17 protein-coding genes and 1 pseudogene are annotated in these 18,624 nt (G+C 43.3%); 6 read left to right on the forward strand and 12 right to left on the reverse strand.

Annotated elements, in window-relative coordinates; translation table 11 throughout:
• Nucleotides 1–46 precede the first annotated feature (46 nt).
• A complete protein-coding gene (locus L2717_RS08145) occupies nt 47–1,006 on the reverse strand; it encodes a sodium-dependent bicarbonate transport family permease (protein WP_220772556.1) in 960 nt (319 codons plus the stop codon).
• A 138-nt stretch (nt 1,007–1,144) separates the two neighbouring features.
• Here L2717_RS08145 and L2717_RS08150 point away from each other — a divergent pair, with 138 nt between their 5' ends.
• Complete coding sequence (locus tag L2717_RS08150) at nt 1,145–2,143, forward strand: LysR family transcriptional regulator (RefSeq protein ID WP_220772555.1); 999 nt, start codon at nt 1,145–1,147, stop codon at nt 2,141–2,143.
• An 81-nt stretch (nt 2,144–2,224) separates the two neighbouring features.
• On the opposite strand, the gene zapE is transcribed toward L2717_RS08150, so the two are convergent.
• Nucleotides 2,225–3,454 carry a cell division protein ZapE gene (zapE, locus tag L2717_RS08155; protein ID WP_220772554.1) on the reverse strand — a complete coding sequence of 410 codons (1,230 nt, stop codon included), beginning with the start codon at nt 3,452–3,454 and terminating at the stop codon, nt 2,225–2,227.
• A 447-nt stretch (nt 3,455–3,901) separates the two neighbouring features.
• Here zapE and L2717_RS08160 point away from each other — a divergent pair, with 447 nt between their 5' ends.
• The gene (locus L2717_RS08160) at nt 3,902–4,729 is read left to right on the forward strand and encodes an N-acetyl-ornithine deacetylase (RefSeq protein ID WP_220772553.1); all 828 of its coding nucleotides are present in this window, start codon (nt 3,902–3,904) and stop codon (nt 4,727–4,729) included.
• Between the two features lie 76 nt (nt 4,730–4,805).
• On the opposite strand, the pseudogene L2717_RS08165 reads toward L2717_RS08160, so the two are convergent.
• Nucleotides 4,806–6,111: pseudogene (locus L2717_RS08165) on the reverse strand (IS4 family transposase).
• A 129-nt stretch (nt 6,112–6,240) separates the two neighbouring features.
• Entirely contained in the window at nt 6,241–6,684 is a 444-nt protein-coding gene (locus tag L2717_RS08170) for a GNAT family N-acetyltransferase (RefSeq protein WP_248938025.1), read from the reverse strand.
• A 392-nt stretch (nt 6,685–7,076) separates the two neighbouring features.
• On the opposite strand from L2717_RS08170, the gene L2717_RS08175 reads away from it, so the two are divergent.
• A complete protein-coding gene (locus L2717_RS08175; protein ID WP_220774809.1) occupies nt 7,077–8,411 on the forward strand; it encodes a dicarboxylate/amino acid:cation symporter in 1,335 nt (444 codons plus the stop codon).
• 110 nt (nt 8,412–8,521) lie between these two features.
• Here the strand turns inward: L2717_RS08175 and L2717_RS08180 are convergent, their stop codons facing one another.
• Complete coding sequence (locus L2717_RS08180) at nt 8,522–8,938, reverse strand: META domain-containing protein (RefSeq protein WP_220774810.1); 417 nt, start codon at nt 8,936–8,938, stop codon at nt 8,522–8,524.
• Between the two features lie 70 nt (nt 8,939–9,008).
• Here L2717_RS08180 and L2717_RS08185 point away from each other — a divergent pair, with 70 nt between their 5' ends.
• From L2717_RS08185 to L2717_RS08195, 3 genes are all read left to right on the forward strand, one after another.
• The gene (locus tag L2717_RS08185; RefSeq protein ID WP_220774811.1) at nt 9,009–9,239 is read left to right on the forward strand and encodes a hypothetical protein; all 231 of its coding nucleotides are present in this window, start codon (nt 9,009–9,011) and stop codon (nt 9,237–9,239) included.
• A gap of 83 nt (nt 9,240–9,322) precedes the next feature.
• A complete protein-coding gene (locus L2717_RS08190) occupies nt 9,323–9,865 on the forward strand; it encodes a GNAT family N-acetyltransferase (RefSeq protein ID WP_220774812.1) in 543 nt (180 codons plus the stop codon).
• Nucleotides 9,866–9,956: 91 nt separating this feature from the next.
• Nucleotides 9,957–10,310, forward strand: a complete 354-nt coding sequence (locus L2717_RS08195; protein WP_220774813.1) for a hypothetical protein — start codon at nt 9,957–9,959, stop codon at nt 10,308–10,310.
• A gap of 247 nt (nt 10,311–10,557) precedes the next feature.
• Here L2717_RS08195 and tsaA read toward each other — a convergent pair whose 3' ends face one another.
• From tsaA to metK, 7 genes are all read right to left on the reverse strand, one after another.
• Nucleotides 10,558–11,037, reverse strand: a complete 480-nt coding sequence (tsaA, locus tag L2717_RS08200; RefSeq protein ID WP_220774814.1) for a tRNA (N6-threonylcarbamoyladenosine(37)-N6)-methyltransferase TrmO — start codon at nt 11,035–11,037, stop codon at nt 10,558–10,560.
• A gap of 96 nt (nt 11,038–11,133) precedes the next feature.
• On the reverse strand, nt 11,134–13,128 hold the full coding sequence (locus L2717_RS08205) for a TonB-dependent receptor plug domain-containing protein (protein ID WP_248938026.1): 1,995 nt from the start codon (nt 13,126–13,128) through the stop codon (nt 11,134–11,136).
• 108 nt (nt 13,129–13,236) lie between these two features.
• Entirely contained in the window at nt 13,237–14,049 is an 813-nt protein-coding gene (locus L2717_RS08210) for a class I SAM-dependent methyltransferase (protein WP_220775009.1), read from the reverse strand.
• Nucleotides 14,050–14,070: 21 nt separating this feature from the next.
• Complete coding sequence (locus L2717_RS08215) at nt 14,071–14,826, reverse strand: ABC transporter ATP-binding protein (protein WP_220775008.1); 756 nt, start codon at nt 14,824–14,826, stop codon at nt 14,071–14,073.
• Nucleotides 14,823–15,812: a FecCD family ABC transporter permease gene (locus L2717_RS08220; protein ID WP_246611808.1), complete on the reverse strand. Its 990-nt coding sequence runs from the start codon at nt 15,810–15,812 to the stop codon at nt 14,823–14,825. The genes L2717_RS08215 and L2717_RS08220 overlap by 4 nt, the downstream gene beginning before the upstream one ends.
• A complete protein-coding gene (locus L2717_RS08225) occupies nt 15,809–16,840 on the reverse strand; it encodes an ABC transporter substrate-binding protein (RefSeq protein WP_220775007.1) in 1,032 nt (343 codons plus the stop codon). Before L2717_RS08225 ends, L2717_RS08220 begins: the two co-directional genes overlap by 4 nt.
• A gap of 352 nt (nt 16,841–17,192) precedes the next feature.
• Entirely contained in the window at nt 17,193–18,344 is a 1,152-nt protein-coding gene (metK, locus tag L2717_RS08230) for a methionine adenosyltransferase (protein WP_220774390.1), read from the reverse strand.
• Nucleotides 18,345–18,624 lie beyond the last annotated feature (280 nt).

An 18,624-nucleotide genomic window follows, 5' to 3' on the forward strand; every position in this document is an offset into this window, starting at 1 on the left:
ACAATAATGTCTCCCTGTTTATTGGCTTAAGCATTGCGTTGCGCTGTTAAGCCGTAATGAGCATGATCCAGTGTTGATATAAAGGTAAGCCAATTAACACGTTAATTGGAAACGTGATCCCGAGTGAGGCCAACATAGCCAGTCCAATATTGGCTTCGGGTATCGCCGCTCGAATAGCCGCAGGCGCTGCAATATAAGATGCACTAGCGCTTAAGCCCGCTAACACTAAAATACTCCCCGAGGGTAAATCTAGCCATACACCAACACCAATACCACACCAAGCTAATGCAAAAGGAATGACGGCGGCAAACACCAATAATCGCCATTGTTTAAGTGGCAAAGGTAAACACACCTTAGCGGTGACTAAACCCATTTCGAGTAAAAATAACGCCAGCAAGGTTTTAAATCCTCCAATTAACACAGGTGTGAGTGGCGCAAGCCCAGTTGGGCCGTAAAGCCAACCAATTACTACACCCCCAAGCAGTAATACTACGCCGCGACTGGTTAATGCTTCATGCAATACACTTGATTGAGTTGCGTTTGGCGCTGTCGTTTTCACGGGGTGTTTGGCGCTTAAATATCTATGTAGCCAGAGCATCACGACGATCGCTGGCAGTTCTAGTAGCACAAGATATAGGGTGGTTTCTGGCCTTAATATGAGCCCTGATTTTTCAACCATCGCCATCACCACCGCAAAGGTTCCCGCGCTAACGGAGCCATAATGGGCGGCAATGCTAATGGCATCGGTGTGATTGATGCGCACGAGCCGTGTTAACACTGGGTATAAAGCCAAGGGAATAATGAAACCTAAGGCAATAACCGCTAATAGCTCAGTGATCACTAAGTTTTGGGTGTGACCATGTAGTGCCATTCCGCCCTTTAGGCCTAACGTAAGCATTAACAGAATGGAGAGGGTTTCATAGATCGCGGGCGGAACTTTAAGATCTGACTTCACTAGGCCAGCTAACAAGCCTAAGGCGAAAAAGGCAATGACAATATCGGGCATAATTATCTCATTAAGTTTGATTTTCAAGCTGTGTAAAACAGGCTTAATTATCGGGTGATGCTGATGGCTGGTGATTTTGGACCTAATTGGTTATATTGAAAAATAAATTGTTTACCAATTGGGTATAGATAACTATCTATGGATAAGCGTTCATCATCGACTCCACTTAAATTACGACACTTGAGTTTTCGGTTACTGCAGGTGTATGTGCAAGTGGTACGGTTAGGCAATATTTCCGCAGCGGCGAGAGCATTGCATTTAACTCAACCTACAGTGTCCTTACAGCTTAAAAAGTTAGCCGATGTATTAGGGGAGCCGTTACTCGAGAGTCGTGATGGTCGCATGTTACCAACCTTAATTGGCAGCGAACTGTATCGTGCGGCTTGCGATACCCTAAGCCGTTTTGAGGATTTTGATGCCTTTATACAGCAGGCTAAAGGTGGCAGCGTCGGTCACATCAATATCGGTATAGTCACTACCGCCAAATACGTGTTACCACGGATTTTAGGTGCTTTTTATCGGCAATTCCCGCAGGTTAAAGTGACCTTAAATATCGGAAATCGAGCCCATGTGCTAGGGCGATTTGAACGCCAAGAAGATGATTTATATCTCTTTAGTCATCCGCCTAGCGGTGATAGTGTGTTATCAGCGCGTATTATTAAAAACCCACTGCAATTGATTGCACCTAAAGATCATTGGGCGGTTGGGCGTGAGCAAGTAAATTTTAATGACCTTAAAAATGAGCGCTTTATCGTGCGTGAACCGGGTTCTGCTACTCGCTTAATGTTTGAATCTTGGTGTAGCGGTCAAGGGATTACACTGGGTGACACTATGCAAATCGAGAGCAATGAGGCGATACGCTTGAGTGTGGCATCGGGCTTAGGTTTGTCGGTTATTTCGGCGCACACCTTACAAGAAGGCCGTGAGAAACCAGCAATTTTGTCGGTGATGGGTTTTCCGCTTGAAAGTAACTGGTACCTTGTTGGTCGTAAAGATCGCCGTTTACCCTATGCTGCGATGCAGCTGGTGGATTTTATGGCAGCGCATTTAGCCGAGTGCATCGAGCCTGAATGGGTCGCTGCCGATATCAATGGGCTGACAAAACGATTTAGTGATGCGCATTATTCTGAGCGTTAACTAAAGTGTGAGACAAATTCATCAAGGGCTGTGTGGATTCTTTTTAAAATGCAGTCACTTAAGATTGCACTCTTGTTTTAATTATTCGTTTCGACTCATTTCAATTAATCGACTATAAGTGCGCCGAAATTCAAAACTGAGTGCGCCGCCCTGATAAAGCTCAGTGAGCGGTACATCGCAGCTCAAATATAAGCGTATATTTTGGTCGTATAATTCATCAATCAAACTGATAAAACGTCGCGCGGGGTCGTCGTTGGCGGCGTAGGATAGTTTACGCTCACCCGTGGTTGCGGCTTGGTTTGCACCAGTGCCATCTTCGGTGCCGCGAGCGCGGATCCAGCTTTTGACTTCGCCACCAAGCTTAGGGACACCGCTTACCATTATGATGTTAAATTGAGTGGCGATTTCAATGTAATCGAGCTGGGATCGTGGGCCATCACACAGGGCATAAAAGTCAAACCATGCGATTGAGCATGTGTCAGGGGTATTCGCTGGCATCATGGTTGTGCGGATAACGGGGATTTCACGATTACAGATACGGATACTCGTATTACTCATACTCGGTATTTTAGGCGTTAATTGGTTGAATATATTATTGAAATTGAGTGTTCCGGTAAGAGCAATATTATCCGAGGTCGATGTAATAGCGTCTAGAATAAGCTCAGTATTTAAGCTGCGTATTCTGTGATCTTGCTTGCCATCGAGATGCAGCATTTGAGTGTGTGCTTGCAGTAACGCTATACAAGGTAAAAATCGGTGTCTGGCTAAGCCGTTTTCATATAAGCGTTCAATGGGGATGTTTGACGTCGCGACTAACACGACACCGCGATCGAATAGGCACTCAAATAATCCGGCAAGTATCATGGCATCGCCAATATCTGAGACAAAGAACTCATCGAAACACAGTACCTTATATTCTTGTGCAAGATTTTTAGCTATTAATGCCAAAGGATCTCTCTGGCCCGCATGTTCGCGTAATGCTTGGTGTATTCGCGCCATAAAACGGTGAAAATGCAGCCTTATTTTGATTCCATCTGGTAAGCACTCAAAAAATAAATCCATCAAAAAAGTTTTACCCCGACCTACATCACCCCAAAGATACAGACCTTTAATCGTTTTTTGGGCAAAACGCGTGCTATGTGCTGCATTTTGCTGTTGCATCAACTGTTTAAACAAATCATCTAGAGCGAGTATGCTCTGCTGTTGCGCAGGATCGTCAACCAGATTCTCGCTCACTTTGGCTCGATAAGCTTCTAGTGGCGTCAGCGTGTGCGCTGTTAATTGCAGATTGTCAGAATTTGAATGAGCCATGTCGGGGTCTCGTTAGTGATTTCTAAGGCATTAGTTACGGTAAATCGAGTGTTGTTGGGTGTGAGCTAGCATGATGCCATTATTTTGTTTAATAGCACTTGCCCGAATAAAATATAAGGCATCTTATCATTAACGCTTTCTATTATTAGGAGTTTAAGGCGCGTATAGCGACGGTAGTAAATGCCTTATAGAGTTATTTGGGATATTTCGTTGAAAAAATGACTGAAGCTAGATGCTACTAAACTCTGGCTTCATTACGGTTTAGCTATGATTTCACTTATGGCTACACGATTGCTTCACTACGGTTATTAGTACCGTGTCGCAGTGATACCGATTGTTACTCTGTTATAGAGTGCTGAGATTTCATCAAAATCAGTTGAATAGCATTCAGTTTTTAAAAAGAGCTGCTATGATGGCAAAGTTCTTTTTCTGGCATAAGTACAAGACATGGTAAGCAGATCCCCGTTTGAATCTTTTCAGTGGAAAAGCGATATTTTTAACTGTGAAAGCACTGATATTGATAATTTTTATCTTTTGCTTGAGCAGGAAATGACCCGTTTGGGCATGGTTGAGAAGATATTAGGTGAAGTGGGTAAATACAATCTCAGCTTATATCAATCACCTGCGGCTAAGTCAGGCTTACCTTCTTTATTGATCAGTGCAGGTTTTCATGGTGAAGAATCTGCAGGCCCTTGGGGTTTGCTACATTTTTTGAGTGAAGCTTCAGCAGACCTGTTTGAACGGGTAAACTTGAGCCTTCTCCCCCTCGTCAATCCAACCGGATTTAGTCGTGGTCATCGATTTAATAAATACGGTGAGAACCCTAATCGTGGTTTTGTATTCGAGAATGGGAAACCTAAGGCGAATGAACATACATCGGTAGAGGGCAAGCTGTTACTAGAACAAGCACAATTGCTCCTTGCTGCGAGTCGTGATGGTATTTTAACGTGCCATGAAGATGTGTTAAGCCGTGAAGCCTATGTCTATTCCTTTGAACCAAGTCAGGTGCCGGGCCGTTTTAGTCTTGATTTACGCGATACTTTAAGTGGATATTTCCCTATTGCAGCGGATGGTGAGATTGATGAGTGTCCAGTGAAGGATGGCTTAATTTTCAATCACTTTGACACCTCATTCGAAGCTTGTTTAGTGCGAAGCGGCGCCCGGGTCGGGGCTTGTACCGAAACGCCTGCACTACAAAACTTCGATCAACGTGTATTAGCTAATAGTGCGGCCATGACCCACTTTTTGGCCTTGTGCGCACCGTTATGTGATTGATGTAATTATTCTACGAGGTGTTTAATCGCCTCATGAATGATAAAAAAATACCCGCAGGTAGCATAATGCCGTTCACTTAAGAGTGAACGGCATTTTCATTTGGTCTAATTGGATACTTGTTTTTGCTCATTTTAAGCACTCTTGGATAAGCCCTTTCCCGTTTACCATCCAACTTAAATTGCCGTGCATTACGTTCTATATCCAATACATCTGGGGACATTACCCTGCGTTGGTGATGGCAGTTGTGTCAGCTTGAAGATGATATGACTCGCAGTATCCCGAAAACTCAGTTGATTGGGATGGACCGATGGCAAGCTTTTGGCCATCAGTAACATCTTGTATCGGATAAGATTCTAGGCCAGCAACACGCCCCACAGCTCTTGAGTCACGAGTTCCGGCACTTGACTGCGCAGCGTAAAACGACTCTCCAACAGGTGCTGTTTTATCTCTCTGTAGCCCAGTTCGATTTCCCATCGATGAGCATACAAGTCGACAATGTCTTCGCTGGGGTAACGCATCGGGTCAGTCAACGAGGTTAAAATGGAGATTAACTTACCTTTCACTGTCTTAGTGAGTAAGCGGACTTCAAGCGTATCTGGGAGCTGCGGCCATTTCTTTCTGGCTTGAGGCGTGGTGGTGAGCCTCACCAGCGGGTCATGCTGACCCAACGTTCGAATCACCTCATATTGAGTGCCTTTCTTCAGCGGCAACAACCAGTGGCTATCAGGTTGCGCTTGCTGCCAAGCGTGCAGAAGGCCGAGCGAATAAAACCCTCGGTCAAAGAGGGTTAGACTGTGATTGGGAATGCTAGGAATGAGCCCAGATGCTAAGTTCATTTCATTTTCGGCAACCGAATCAAAGACACTGTTGACCAACAAATGGCTGCTTAACTCCATTAAGCAAACCATGCTAATTTGCGGATAAGCCGCTTCGCCTGAAGCGTTTGCGGTGCGCGCAAACGCGGCTTGATTTTGGACACTATCGGGTGTCCGCCACACCACACCGTCGACGCCATACAAGTTAAGACCGCACCAATGAGGGTGTTCAGCTCTGGCGTGCCAGGTATTGGCGCTGCGGGCTAAACACCTCTCGAACCATCTCACTGCCCAATCGTACGGCACTGCGTGCAACATAATCAATATCTTGCGGTAAGACAATGTCGAGTTTATTGATGAGTGACCGAACAGACTCTCCTCGGAACAAGGCCATTCCGATCACCGCCCAAATCATCGCATCCATGGGTAATTTACGCCGTCTGAGTGTGGCAACGCCCGAGAGTCCAAACAGGATTGAATTAACTCAGGTTCTAACACATCAGCTAAGCAGGTGAATTCAGTTAGGCAAGTAATATGATTGCGAGCGAGTGCTTCTGAGAGTTGCATAAAAAAATCCGATGACATGAGGTCATCGGATTTTGATTTTTTCAGCGAGATCGTCAAGCAATCTGTCTTAACTGATCGGCATTACGCCACTGGCTCGACCTTTTTATGTTTATGAATATTTTAAAGCACTTATTTTTCTTCAAACATTAAGTAGTAACTCTGCTTCATCCCTAAGGCTTGGTAGGTCTGCTGGGCTGCAAGGTTTTCTTGTTCGACATATAAACGAAAGCTTGCCGCGCCGCCATTAGTTTCGGCCAGTTGTTTAACTTCGTTATAGAGTTTGCCATAGATACCTTGGCGACGATTTTGCGGACGAATATACACACTTTGGATCCAGTAATAATCCTTAGCACGCCAATCGCTCCATTCAAATGTCACCATCAGTGAGCCTACGATTTCACCCGCGATTTCGGCGACGAGATAAAACCCTTTTTGTGGGCTTTCAAGTAACGTGCCCACGCCTTGCGTGAGTGTGGCTTCATCTAAGGCTAAACCTTCGGTTTCTTCGGCCATGGCTTGGTTAAATTGCACTAAGGCCGTGAGGTCTTGGGCTTTCGCTTTACGAATTAACATACAACAACTCCTAGGCGGGTATCTTGATAGACCCTTCTTATTAATAGAGGGATTTTTAGCGCCACTTTAACATAAAGTACAAAGCAAAAAACGACTAATGCCATAGCTAAATACATGTCGATATGATGACTATTAATAGCGGCTGTTAGTGCCGCTAACTTGGCGCAAACTTAGTTTGTTACCGATTTATAGTTCTGTATAAAAGACATTTTAGCCGACATTACTGACGTGTTTGGCTGATTTTGCGGCGGTTGATTCTTACGTTATACAGATCATCCTTAGATTTTTATCCTTTATGTTAGACTCTGCGCTCTGCTAATTAGGGGAATCGATTAGCACCTGCCAAGGATGGAATTTCGCCATATCTTCATTTCAAATTCAAGGTTATTAACATGTCAAAACAAACGTCGTCAGCGTTAGGCCGTGTATGGTCCTACTGGATGTCAGTACCTTTGTGGCTACAAATTCTCGTAGGTATGATATTAGGTATTACGGTCGGCGTGGTATTCGGTGAGCAAGCGACCGTGTTAAAACCGATTGGTACCTTATTTGTTAACATTATTAAAATGTTGATTGTGCCTTTGGTATTTTGTTCGCTGATCGTCGGGGTCACTTCAATGGAAGATACCGCTAAGATGGGGCGAATTGGTTTTAAATCTTTTGCTTTTTATCTTTGCACTACGGCAATCGCGATCAGTATTGGTCTGGTTGTCGGGTATGTTATTCAGCCAGGCGCGGGTCTTAATTTACCCCTACCTTCTGGCATGTCTGATGTGGTTAAAGAAGTGCCTTCAGTCATGCAGACACTGCTCGATATCGTACCGACTAATCCAATTGCGGCACTAGCAAACGGCCAAATTCTACAAGTGATAGTGTTTGCCGTTGCCTTAGGTATTGCCTTGGTACTGATAGGTGACCACGGAAAACCTGCAATTAAAGTATTCGAAAGCTTAGCTGAAGCAATGTATAAACTCACCGATATGGTGATGAAGTTAGCGCCCTATGGGGTGTTTGGTTTAATGGCTTGGGTGGCGGGTGAATACGGTATTGAGATGTTATTGCCGCTGCTTAAGGTCATTGTTGCTGTATATATTGGCTGTATTATTCACGTATTAGGTTTCTACAGTATTGTCTTAAGCGTGTTTTCCAAGTTGAATCCTTTGCATTTTTTCAAAGGGATCAGCAATGCCATTGCAGTGGCTTTTACGACCTCAAGTTCTGCCGGCACGTTACCTGCTAGCATGAAGTGTGCAAGTGAGTATTTAGGGGTCAATAAGAAGATTTCGAGTTTTGTACTTCCCCTTGGCACCACAATTAACATGGATGGTACAGCGTTATATCAAGGTGTTACGGCACTTTTTGTGGCGCAAGCTTTTGGTATTGATCTCACTTGGGTGGATTATCTCACTATTATTTTGACTGCAACCTTGGCCTCTATTGGCACCGCTGGCGTGCCTGGTGCCGGTTTAGTGATGTTGACCTTAGTATTATCGACTGTGGGTTTACCGTTAGAAGGCGTGGCGTTAATTGCGGGGATTGATCGTATTTTAGATATGGCGCGTACTGTCGTAAACGTTTCGGGTGACTTAGTGGCCACAACCGTGATTGCCAAATCTGAGCATGAGCTCGATATGGAACACTACAATGCCGATATGGTGCAAAGTGCTGTGCTAGCAGAGCAGAATATCATTCTCGAAAATACGGCAGCTAAAACCGTTAAGTCATAGCGATAAAAGTGTATTTTGAGTATAAAAAACCGCCAGATAGCGGTTTTTCTCATTATTTATCTTATATCGATTCCGCGTCTGCTTTACCTGAATCGGTTGAGACATAATGCTTATTTCAGTTGGCTTAGCACCAGCAAAGGTTTGTCGTCACTACCGAGTAAGGTCAGTCGACCTTGGACTAATTTGGCTTGGGTCACTAACGGCATTGCTTGCATCACTTTATGCTCTTGCTGCATTAAAGCATCAACGCAGGCTTTCATCGTACTGCCAGCAGGAGATAACTTAAGTTCTTGGCCTTGTTGAGTATATTGGCCAAAAAAGTTATTACAACTGTTGTTGCCGTGCAACTGACCTTCAGCTTCGAAGGTGATTTGTGCCGGGCTATAATCGATAGTGGGTTGACCTTGTACCATCTCAATATGCCAACTGCCCAGCAATGGAATAGTATCGTTTTTAGCGCTATCAGTACTCTCACAAGCTGTGAGCCCGAATAGTAACGCACTTAATATGAATGCTTTTTTTAACATTGTCGCGGTTCCTTTTTCATTATTCTTACCATAGTGTGACAAGTTTAGCTCAAAATCTAAAGAGGTTTATATGACGGATAGCATTAAAAATACTATGAATTTGTTGAAGTTTTTACATTGGTTAGGTGTATTGATGTTAGTTTGTGGGCTTGGACTGTATATGTTGACTCAATGGAGCTTAGATATCAGTGGGATGTTAGTCATTGCCAGCTTGATTGGTTTAGGGCTTGTGCTCATGTCTCCTTATCCGGTAGTGCTATTTATCCAATGGGCTAAACGCCAAGACGATATCGGTAAATAAAACCTTGGCTTAGCTGTGGCTCTATTTTTAAACTTGTATACTTACCGCGATAAGTGCCCCCAAAATGATACTGCGAGAATGCTGTGAAGATTAGATTAGCCTTACCCCAAGACATTGATTTATTAGCGATGCTAGAGAAAAAACACCTCAATGATGAGTTAGCATCTGCCGCTATGGGGCTGCAAGGCCAAGCGTTTTCCCATAGTGAGTTAACTGAGCTAGTAAACAATCATTGGGTTGTAGTGGCTCAAGTTGAACAACAAATTGTGGGTTATGTTATTGCGGGTCGCTGGGGATTTTTTGAGCATTGGCTCATGTACCGCAGTTTATTGAATCGTTTACCCCAACTTGATTGGGATGGGCCTAAATTAACCAAAACTAACTCTTGCCAATATGGGCCGATTTGGGTGCAACAAGCTTACAGAGGGCAAGGCGTTTTCGCGGCGTTAGTTAATGAAATTCGCCGCCAAGTTGCCCCGCATTTTAGTTATATGGTGACCTTTATTGCTGAAGATAATGAGCGCTCTTTTGCCGCCCATTCAGGAAAAGGCCAAATGCAGGTGGTGGACTTTTTTACCGTAGCAGCACGAGATTATTATTTAATGGCGGCAAAAACGCAGCTGTAATCACGCTAATTACTTGCACTGGCTCAGTTTTATTTATGCAAGATTTAGTATTAATGGCAGTCAATGCGAGGGCTAATGATGGGAGTCGTACATGAGTACACAATTTGTTGAAGCATTATTAACGGCTTATGCGAAGGTTAATTTAGCGGCTTGGGATAATTTGAGAATTATCTTATCTGAGTGTGCTCAGCATGGGCATGAGGCGAGGGGATTGGAAGTCGAGTTTGCCTCAGGCTCAGGGCAACAGCCGCACTATTGGGTACAAATAGGCCATATATGGCTCGATTGCGGCCGAACTAATGCGTATTCGGCGGCAATGACAATATTAACGGATGAAGATGTTATCCGCGCAAACACTCAAAAAACCTTAGAGTGCGCGATGTTATCTCAAGAGCAGATTGGTCTACTTTGCATGCAAAACGCCCATTTCGACCATTGTATTTAAGCGTTTTGCTAGGCTAAAAAAAGTGCTAATTACGAGCTGTTTTGTGATGACACCGCAAGTCATGCTGTTGATTACCGCTTAAATGATGCTAAGCATAACGGCTAATGTATAGCCGTATTATTGTATTAGAGCTTTTATAGGTATCTAAAATCTACTGCTAGCATTAGTCATTTCAGCCATAAAATGTGTATTAATTATCCAATACACGCCATCAAATTGGCCGGCAAACTTTAGCTCTAAAACAGCGTTATTTTCCAATGAAACGGTTATCAGATAGCGTGGTTAAGGGATCTTGTCCATGCTCATACCAACCATCGCGGGTCGGGGTGATATTATCGAAAGCTTGAATATAGGGTTTGATATCGATAATTGGAGTCTGGTTTAATATATCGATTCCTTTTACATAAATACGATTGTCTTCGATGCGTTCAATTTCAACAATTGATAGCCCAATAGGATTGGGGCGTTTCGGGGAGCGGGTTGCAAAAATACCGCGTAATTGATTATCTAAAAAAGGCTTTACCTTTAAGGTGTAATCATTACAGCGGTGTAAGTGAAAGAGCACATACAAATGTGAAAATTCGTGTAAATCGGCTAACCCTTCAGTAAATTCAGCATCGATCACTAATACTCCCTGATTATTTGCCACTTTACATCCTTGGATTGGCATATTCGCTATGTCGTTATATTCGCTTTCAACAAAGCCTATTGCAGAGAAATTGATCATGATTAAATATCCTATAATTAACCCATTAAGGTTAATTTAAAGCGATAAAGCCGCCATACTGGAGGGCGGCTTTGTGCTTGAAAACAGATTGTCTCGTTATATTTTAACCTCAACACCTAACCAGTAATTGAGACCTTGTTCGATAAATCCTTCTGAATACTCATAGCTGTGGTCAAAAAGGTTATTGATTGACGCATTGAGTTTTACATTTTCTGATGCAGTATAGTCAACTCGGATATTGGTTATTGCAAACCCGGCAGCCACTTGAGATGCATCGCTATTACTATAATTGGAAGAACGCGCTTCTTCTGCAAGTGTAATGCCGATAGGCTCCCATGGTGTAACCGTAATCCACGCATTCGCCATTTGGGTTGGCAAGCCAGTAATCTCGCCTATTTGACCACTTTTTACATCACTATTTGTATAGCTATAGCTCAGTCCCATTTCAGCAATACTGTTGATACGCCCCTTGAGGCCTATATCGACTCCCGAATAATCAACTTGGCCTATATTTCGATTTTGTAATGTATTGGCGTCAATATTTACCGCCTGAATTGCATCATCCACACGATTATAATAAATACTGGCTTCATAGCTCCAATCATCGCTGAATAAACCATTATAGGTAATATCAATACTACGAGCGCGCTCTGCATCTAAGTGTGGATTAACGATGGCCACTTGACCCGTAGAAGGCTTAGAGGTCGTATAGCGCTCTTTTAATGTAGGGAAACGGCTGCGCTCAGAAAATGATACCGATAGATAATCCTGCTGACGAATTTGATATTTCGCCATTGCTTGCCAGTTAAAAGCATTTTGGTCATTATCGTCGTATTCAGTAATGCTACCGTTATTTTCAAATTGCATTGCTTGTAAGCTAGTGCGTTTATCGTAACTGATGCCCGCCACAATATTAAGCTTTTCATCGACAGCCCATTGGTATTCTGTGGATGCAGAAATAGTGCGATCTTTAAAGCGATCATAATCGCCAATAGGATCGTCTTTTTCCCTATGGATATCTTCTTTCCAATGAATTGCGAAAGCGAGTTGGTCTTGCTGGCGGACTTCTGCGGCTAATTGTAATCCTGCACCATTACTATAATCATCATAATGACTATAAGAGCCTTTCTTATTATTCAAATCTTTTAATGAGTTATACATCATTAGGGTATTAACAAAATTATCATGGTAAACGCGGCTTTTAAGCGTAAAGATATCGCCTAATTTAGTCGTCCCTTGATAGTAATAACTTTCTTTATCATATTCAGGCCACTGCCAATACCGTGACTTTTGTGGGCTAGTACCTGCATAGGGTGGATTATTTTTTTCACTGTTTTGATTAATATAAGTAAAAACATACTCATCGTCAGCATTAGGGGTAAACCCCAGTTTTACTATGCCACGTTTATCATCTGCTGCAGAGTTGATTAACTCCCCATCTGAGCCTGCAATATCATTATCAGTGCCGTAAGGTAAGCCTAAGTAATCTTGTTTTAATTGGCTACCGGAAAACTGCAAATAACCTAAATCATTACTCATACTTAATGAGGCATTAGCATCGTAGGCGTTCGTTTTATTACGGGTAAACCCTTGGCGGTAGCCTGCGCTAGCTTCAAATGTTTCTGTGGGTTTATGGGTGGTTAAATTAATTGAGCCGCCCATTTGGTTAGGCCCCTGTAAGAGTGAGGTATATCCTTTTGATACTTCAATTGAATCGAGGTTAGAGGTTAAAAATCGGCCTAAATCTAGATTGCCATCGTAGGGGATATAAATCGGAATGCCATCGTAAAATACCGGGACTTGGCGATTATCAAAACCACGCACTCGTACTTGTAGTTCGTTGCGATTACCCGATTTTTGGAGTGAAACACCGGGAATTGTGCTTAAGGCATTAGCGACATTATTTTTACCTAATTTCTCTATCGTCTTTTGGTCAATACGCGCACTGGTATCAGCAACGGCGCTACCCCATATAGTTATTCTTTCTGGATTATTATCTGCTAATTGATTTTGTGCTATTTCATTAGCTATTAGAGGGTGTGAAATTCCCATTGCAATTAATAATGGAAGATAGATTTGTTTATATCGCATAGTAATCTCTTTCTTATAGATGTAGTTAAGTGAAATAGCAGCGCCTGATGGCTGCTATTTTATTGATATTTAATTGTGGTCTTTATTAAAGTTGCAGTAGCTTGCTACTTATTTACTTAATGCCACTTTGTCCCAATACACTAATGCCCAATCTCGAGACGGGGATATCAGCGCTTCTCCGATACGGCTTTTATGTTGATAGTAATCAAATAAACGATTATTCTCTTCATCTGTGAGCCCGCCTAATGACCAATCAATTGTTTTAGAAAACTGCTCAAAATTGTTATTTTTATCTAAACAATTATTTGATTTAATATAATCAACCTGTGGGTTAATACCCATTTGATATAAAATGTTGACGGCAAAAATATAATTGGGCAGTTCAATTACGTTTCGCCCGATTGCAGCTTGTATTTCAATATCCACAAAAGAGGTAGATACCGTATGTGTGGTATAAACCCTGAGTTTAGCTTTATCGTTAAGCTTAATGAGCGCCGCACGTAAGTCGGACACTAAGGTGGAGCGTGATGCAACGGCAATATCACATTGTGGAATATCCTGCCAATCATCTTCCCATGATTTATTCAGTAGGGTGACATTGTTCAGTCCCATTGCGTTTGCCCGACGATGTGCGACATCTAACATGCCTTGGCTGTAATCCACGCCATAAACATGAGTTAGGTTTTCGGCTATGTTCAAACAGACTGAACCGGGACCACAACCCATATCGAATAAAGTTGAGGCGCCGCGCAAATCAATTTTTGCTAATAGTTGGGTCAAGTAACCGTCATTAGCAGGAGCACAATCGTTTGCCATGGCTTCTGCACGCTTGTCCCAATGCTCTGGTTTTTTAGTGGTTCGCCCCGCTAATTGCATTTGCTGTTGGTATAATCCAGCGAAATCCAGCTCATCTAATAACATTGTTTTTCCTCATGTTTATCTTTAAATATCGAGGCCCAAGTGGTTTCTAATATCGCTTTCTTGGACACCATAAAGTGTGGTGAGACGTTTTGCACTAAGCATGTCGCTAATCGAACCTTGTTGTATTGGTTGATCTTTTGCCACTAGTACTACCTTGTCTGCTACGGCCTTAGCATGCATAGGATGGTGCGTTGACATTAATACCGTTATGCCCTCTTTTTTAAGCGTGCGGATCCTTTCGAGTAAGGTAATTTGATGGCCAAAATCGAGGCTAGCTGCTGGCTCGTCCATGATAAGTAGTGTGGGTTGTTGGATCAGTGCTCTGGCGATTAAAACCAACTGGCGCTCACCGCCACTGAGTGAAGGATATTGCCGTTTAGCGAGATGGGCGATATCAAGCATTAGCAACAACTCCATTGCCAAAGCGCGGTCTTTAACGCCAGGCTGGGAAAATAATTTTAGATGCGCGCAGCGTCCCATCATCACCATATCAAGCACACTAAATGCAAAAGGGCCATCATGCGCTTGCGGTACATAGGCCACGGCTTGTGCCAGCTCGGTGGTGTTCCATAAATGGAGGGCTTTATCGTGTAGTTGAATACTGCCACCCTTGAGCGGCAAAATTCCTAATAGGCTACGTATAATGGTGGTTTTGCCGCAACCATTCGTCCCCAAAAGACAGCACACTTCTCCCGTTTTTACGGTAAAAGAAACATCGCGGAGGACGGGATGTCGGTTATAACCGATATCGGCATGATTGAAATTGACGATAGTCACAGCCGCTCTCTCCTCATCAGTAAAATAAGGAAAAATGGCGCGCCAATCAGTGCAGTAATAATACCTAAGGGCAATTCCACAGTACCGACGCTGCGGGCAATGGTGTCGGTAAATAATAATAAAATGGCACCCACTGCCATCGACAATGGCAATAATTGTTGGTTATTCGCACCGGTTAATGTGCGGCAGATATGAGGAACCACTAATCCAACCCAACCAATAATACCGGCAATGGACACAGTGCAGGCGGTGATTAAGGTCGCACTAATGATAAAGATAATCCGTAAGCGGGTGACATTAACGCCAATTGCTTTGGCTTCGTCATCGGGAAGGCTTAAAAGGTTCATGCGCCAACGTAGTAGAAATAATGGCAATAATCCTATGAAGATTAATGGCATAGCGATGGCAATATCATCTAAGGTAATTGAGTTTAATCCACCAAGTAACCAAAACGTAATTGAAGGAAGCTCAATATAAGGGTCTGCAAACACTTTTATCAGTGAAATCCCTGCACCACATAAAGTGCCGATGGCAATACCAATCAATACGAGTGATAACACCGGATCTTGTCGGCGCGTAAATTTGGCAATGACACACACCAACACGACTACTGTGATGCCTCCTGTAAAGGCAAAAGCCTGAATGAATAACATCGGTAATCCAAGCAAAATTGCCGCGCTTGCTCCTAAACCCGCTCCGGCAGAAACGCCTAAAATATCCGGTGAAACTAACGGATTACGGAACATACCTTGATAGGCCGTACCTGCGGCAGAAAGGCTGGCACCCACCAATATGGCAGCCAATATCCTAGGCAGACGAATTTGCCAAAATACAATTGAAAGGCGAGGATCGCTGGATAAATGGGAAGAAAAAATCAATTCGTTAATTTGCCCTAGTGAGAGGGGATATTTGCCTGCTGTGAGCGCTAAAAACATACTCATTAAGAGTAATAAGCTCACAACCCCGATGGTTTTTGACATCATCATGGCTGTTTCACTAATTGTTGGTATGACTCATCACTAAGCGTGCTATGGAAAAATAGCTCGAAGAAGGCTTGTGTATCTGCCTGTAACCCTGCCTGCATTTTAGGATCGAAATGGGCATGTAATCTTCGCAAACCTAATAAACGATTAATACCCGGTGGTGCATCTAGCCAACCAAACGGAAAACGAGGGTAGTGTAAAACCTGCCGTTGCTGTACAGCGTTAATACCTTGCCATTGGCTGTTGGTTAAAATGTGCTGATATGTGGATTCATCCTGTGTTAAAACCACATCCGGTTGCCATAGCAGTAATTGCTCCATCGATACTTGTCCAAGGCCATGGCGTCCAGCTTGTTTTGCTACATTTTCTAATCCAAGTAGTTCGGCTGCCTCGGTATGTAATGACCCCGCTAAACCTGTTTCTAATCCTTTTGCGCCTCTGGCGGCATAGAACTGCAGAGGTTTTCTTTGAGTTAATGAAAAGGTGCGGGCATCAGTTAGTATTTTTTCAGCCATATTCGCTAAGGGTTCAGCCCTTGCTACCACGCCAAGAACATCAGCTACTTGCCTGATTTGTTCGGCTGAGTCAGACAATTTACCGCTAACTAAAAGATAGGGGATCCCCGTGAGTGCGGTAATACGCTCCGCCTGAGAGCGAAAAGTGTCAGTAACACTGCCGCTGTCGATAATAATATCTGGTTTGAGTGCGAGTAACTGTTCAATCGACAAGGTGCTAGCACGGCCCGATAATCGGCCTAGCTTAGGTAGTGTCTGTATGCTTTGTGAGAACCATGGGTTATTTCGTGGGATTTCAAAGGCTGAAAACCCAAGTAACTTTTCGGGTACTAGGGCTAACAGTAATATATCAGCAGGAGCGCCAGCACTGAGTACGCGTTGGATTTTGTTAGCCGCAGGGAGCTTACCAAATGGGAAGACTAATGATTGATTCATCGCCCATAGTGTTGAGGGTACTGCAGTTAAAAGGCCGCAAGAAGCTAACGCTTTTAATAATAAACGCTTCTTTGTATCCATGAAATAATGCCACAATATTCGATATATAGTTATGTATATAGCGAAGGGTATGGAAACATTAAAATGATGTCAAGGTGTTGCAATTTACGCTGATAGAAATGTGATTTAGCTCTAAGTTGTATGATTTTTGTGAGTCTTAAGATTTGTTGCTTAGTAATTTTTATGTACTGTATTTTTATTAGCGCGCCATTTTTCCGTGCATTTGCATGTAGTTCAGTTAAGTCTGCTTGTTAGCAGAATGAGTTAGCAGGTTTATTTAATCGGTTAAGTTAAATTTAGGATGTAAAAAAACCGCTGGGTAGCGGTTTTTATGTTTTGTAATCTTAGCAGCTTAAATCGTAAACGATTTAAATTATAAACCCGCGTCAGCGCGCAGTGCTTCTGCTTTATCGGTCGCTTCCCAAGGGAACTCGTTACGACCAAAGTGGCCATAAGCGGCAGTTGCTTGGTAAATCGGGCGAGCTAAATCTAACATAGCCGTTAAGCCGTATGGACGTAGTTCAAAGTGTTGACGCACTAGTTTGATCAGCAGTTCTTCAGACACTTTACCCGTACCGAAGGTTTCGATGCTGATAGAAGTAGGCTCTGCCACACCAATCGCGTAAGACACTTGGATTTCACAGCGATCAGCAAGACCCGCGGCAACGATGTTTTTAGCCACATAACGGGCGGCATAGGCTGCACTGCGATCCACTTTTGATGGATCTTTACCCGAGAATGCGCCGCCACCGTGACGAGCCATGCCGCCGTAGGTATCAACGATGATCTTACGACCGGTTAAGCCGCAATCACCTACTGGGCCACCGATAACAAAACGGCCAGTTGGGTTGATAAAGAACTTAGTATCTTTATTTAACCATTGGGCTGGCAGAACAGGCTTGATGATGGTTTCCATCACGCCTTCAATTAAGTCGGCTTGTGAAACGTCGTCTCTGTGCTGAGTCGATAAAACGACAGCATCGATACCGACAATTTTGCCATCATCATAGGCAAAAGTGACTTGGCTTTTTGCATCTGGGCGTAACCAAGGCAGTGTGCCGCTTTTACGTACTTCAGACTGACGCTTTACTAATGCATGGGCATAAGTGATAGGCGCAGGCATTAATACGTCGGTTTCGTTGTTGGCATAACCAAACATTAACCCTTGATCGCCAGCACCTTGCTCAGCAGGATCAGCGCGGTCCACACCTTGATTAATGTCGGGCGATTGCTTACCAATGGCGTTTAATACCGCGCATGAGTCTGCATCAAAACCCATATCTGAATTGGTATAACCAATTTCACGCACGGTTTTACGGGTGATTTCTTCGATATCAACCCAAGCAGAAGTGGTGACTTCGCCGCCCACTAATACCATGCCAGTTTTGACATAGGTTTCACACGCCACGCGTGCTTTAGGATCTTGAGCCAGAATTGCATCTAGCACAGCATCAGAAATCTGATCTGCAATTTTATCGGGATGACCTTCTGAGACCGACTCAGAAGTAAACAAGTGCTTTGCCATAGTAGGAAAATCTCGTCGTTAGCATTCAAACGTGTAGAAGCATCTACATCTAGACGGCTATTTTAGTGGAATTTCACTTTGATGACACCCCCTAAGCAAAATATTTGCGTGTAAAGTGAGGTGTACCTCAATTGTGAACATAATCGTATCGTTTAATTTATAGTTTAAGCATTTGAATTGATATATTTTATGTTGATTACTTCTTTTTGAGCTAATCTAGCGTTGCGCTGGCAACTCTCTCTAGCTTAGGTCATTTTATCTATGTAGTTGTTAGGTGTAA

This window comes from Shewanella glacialipiscicola (genome assembly GCF_023283485.1).
Classification (GTDB): domain Bacteria; phylum Pseudomonadota; class Gammaproteobacteria; order Enterobacterales; family Shewanellaceae; genus Shewanella; species Shewanella glacialipiscicola.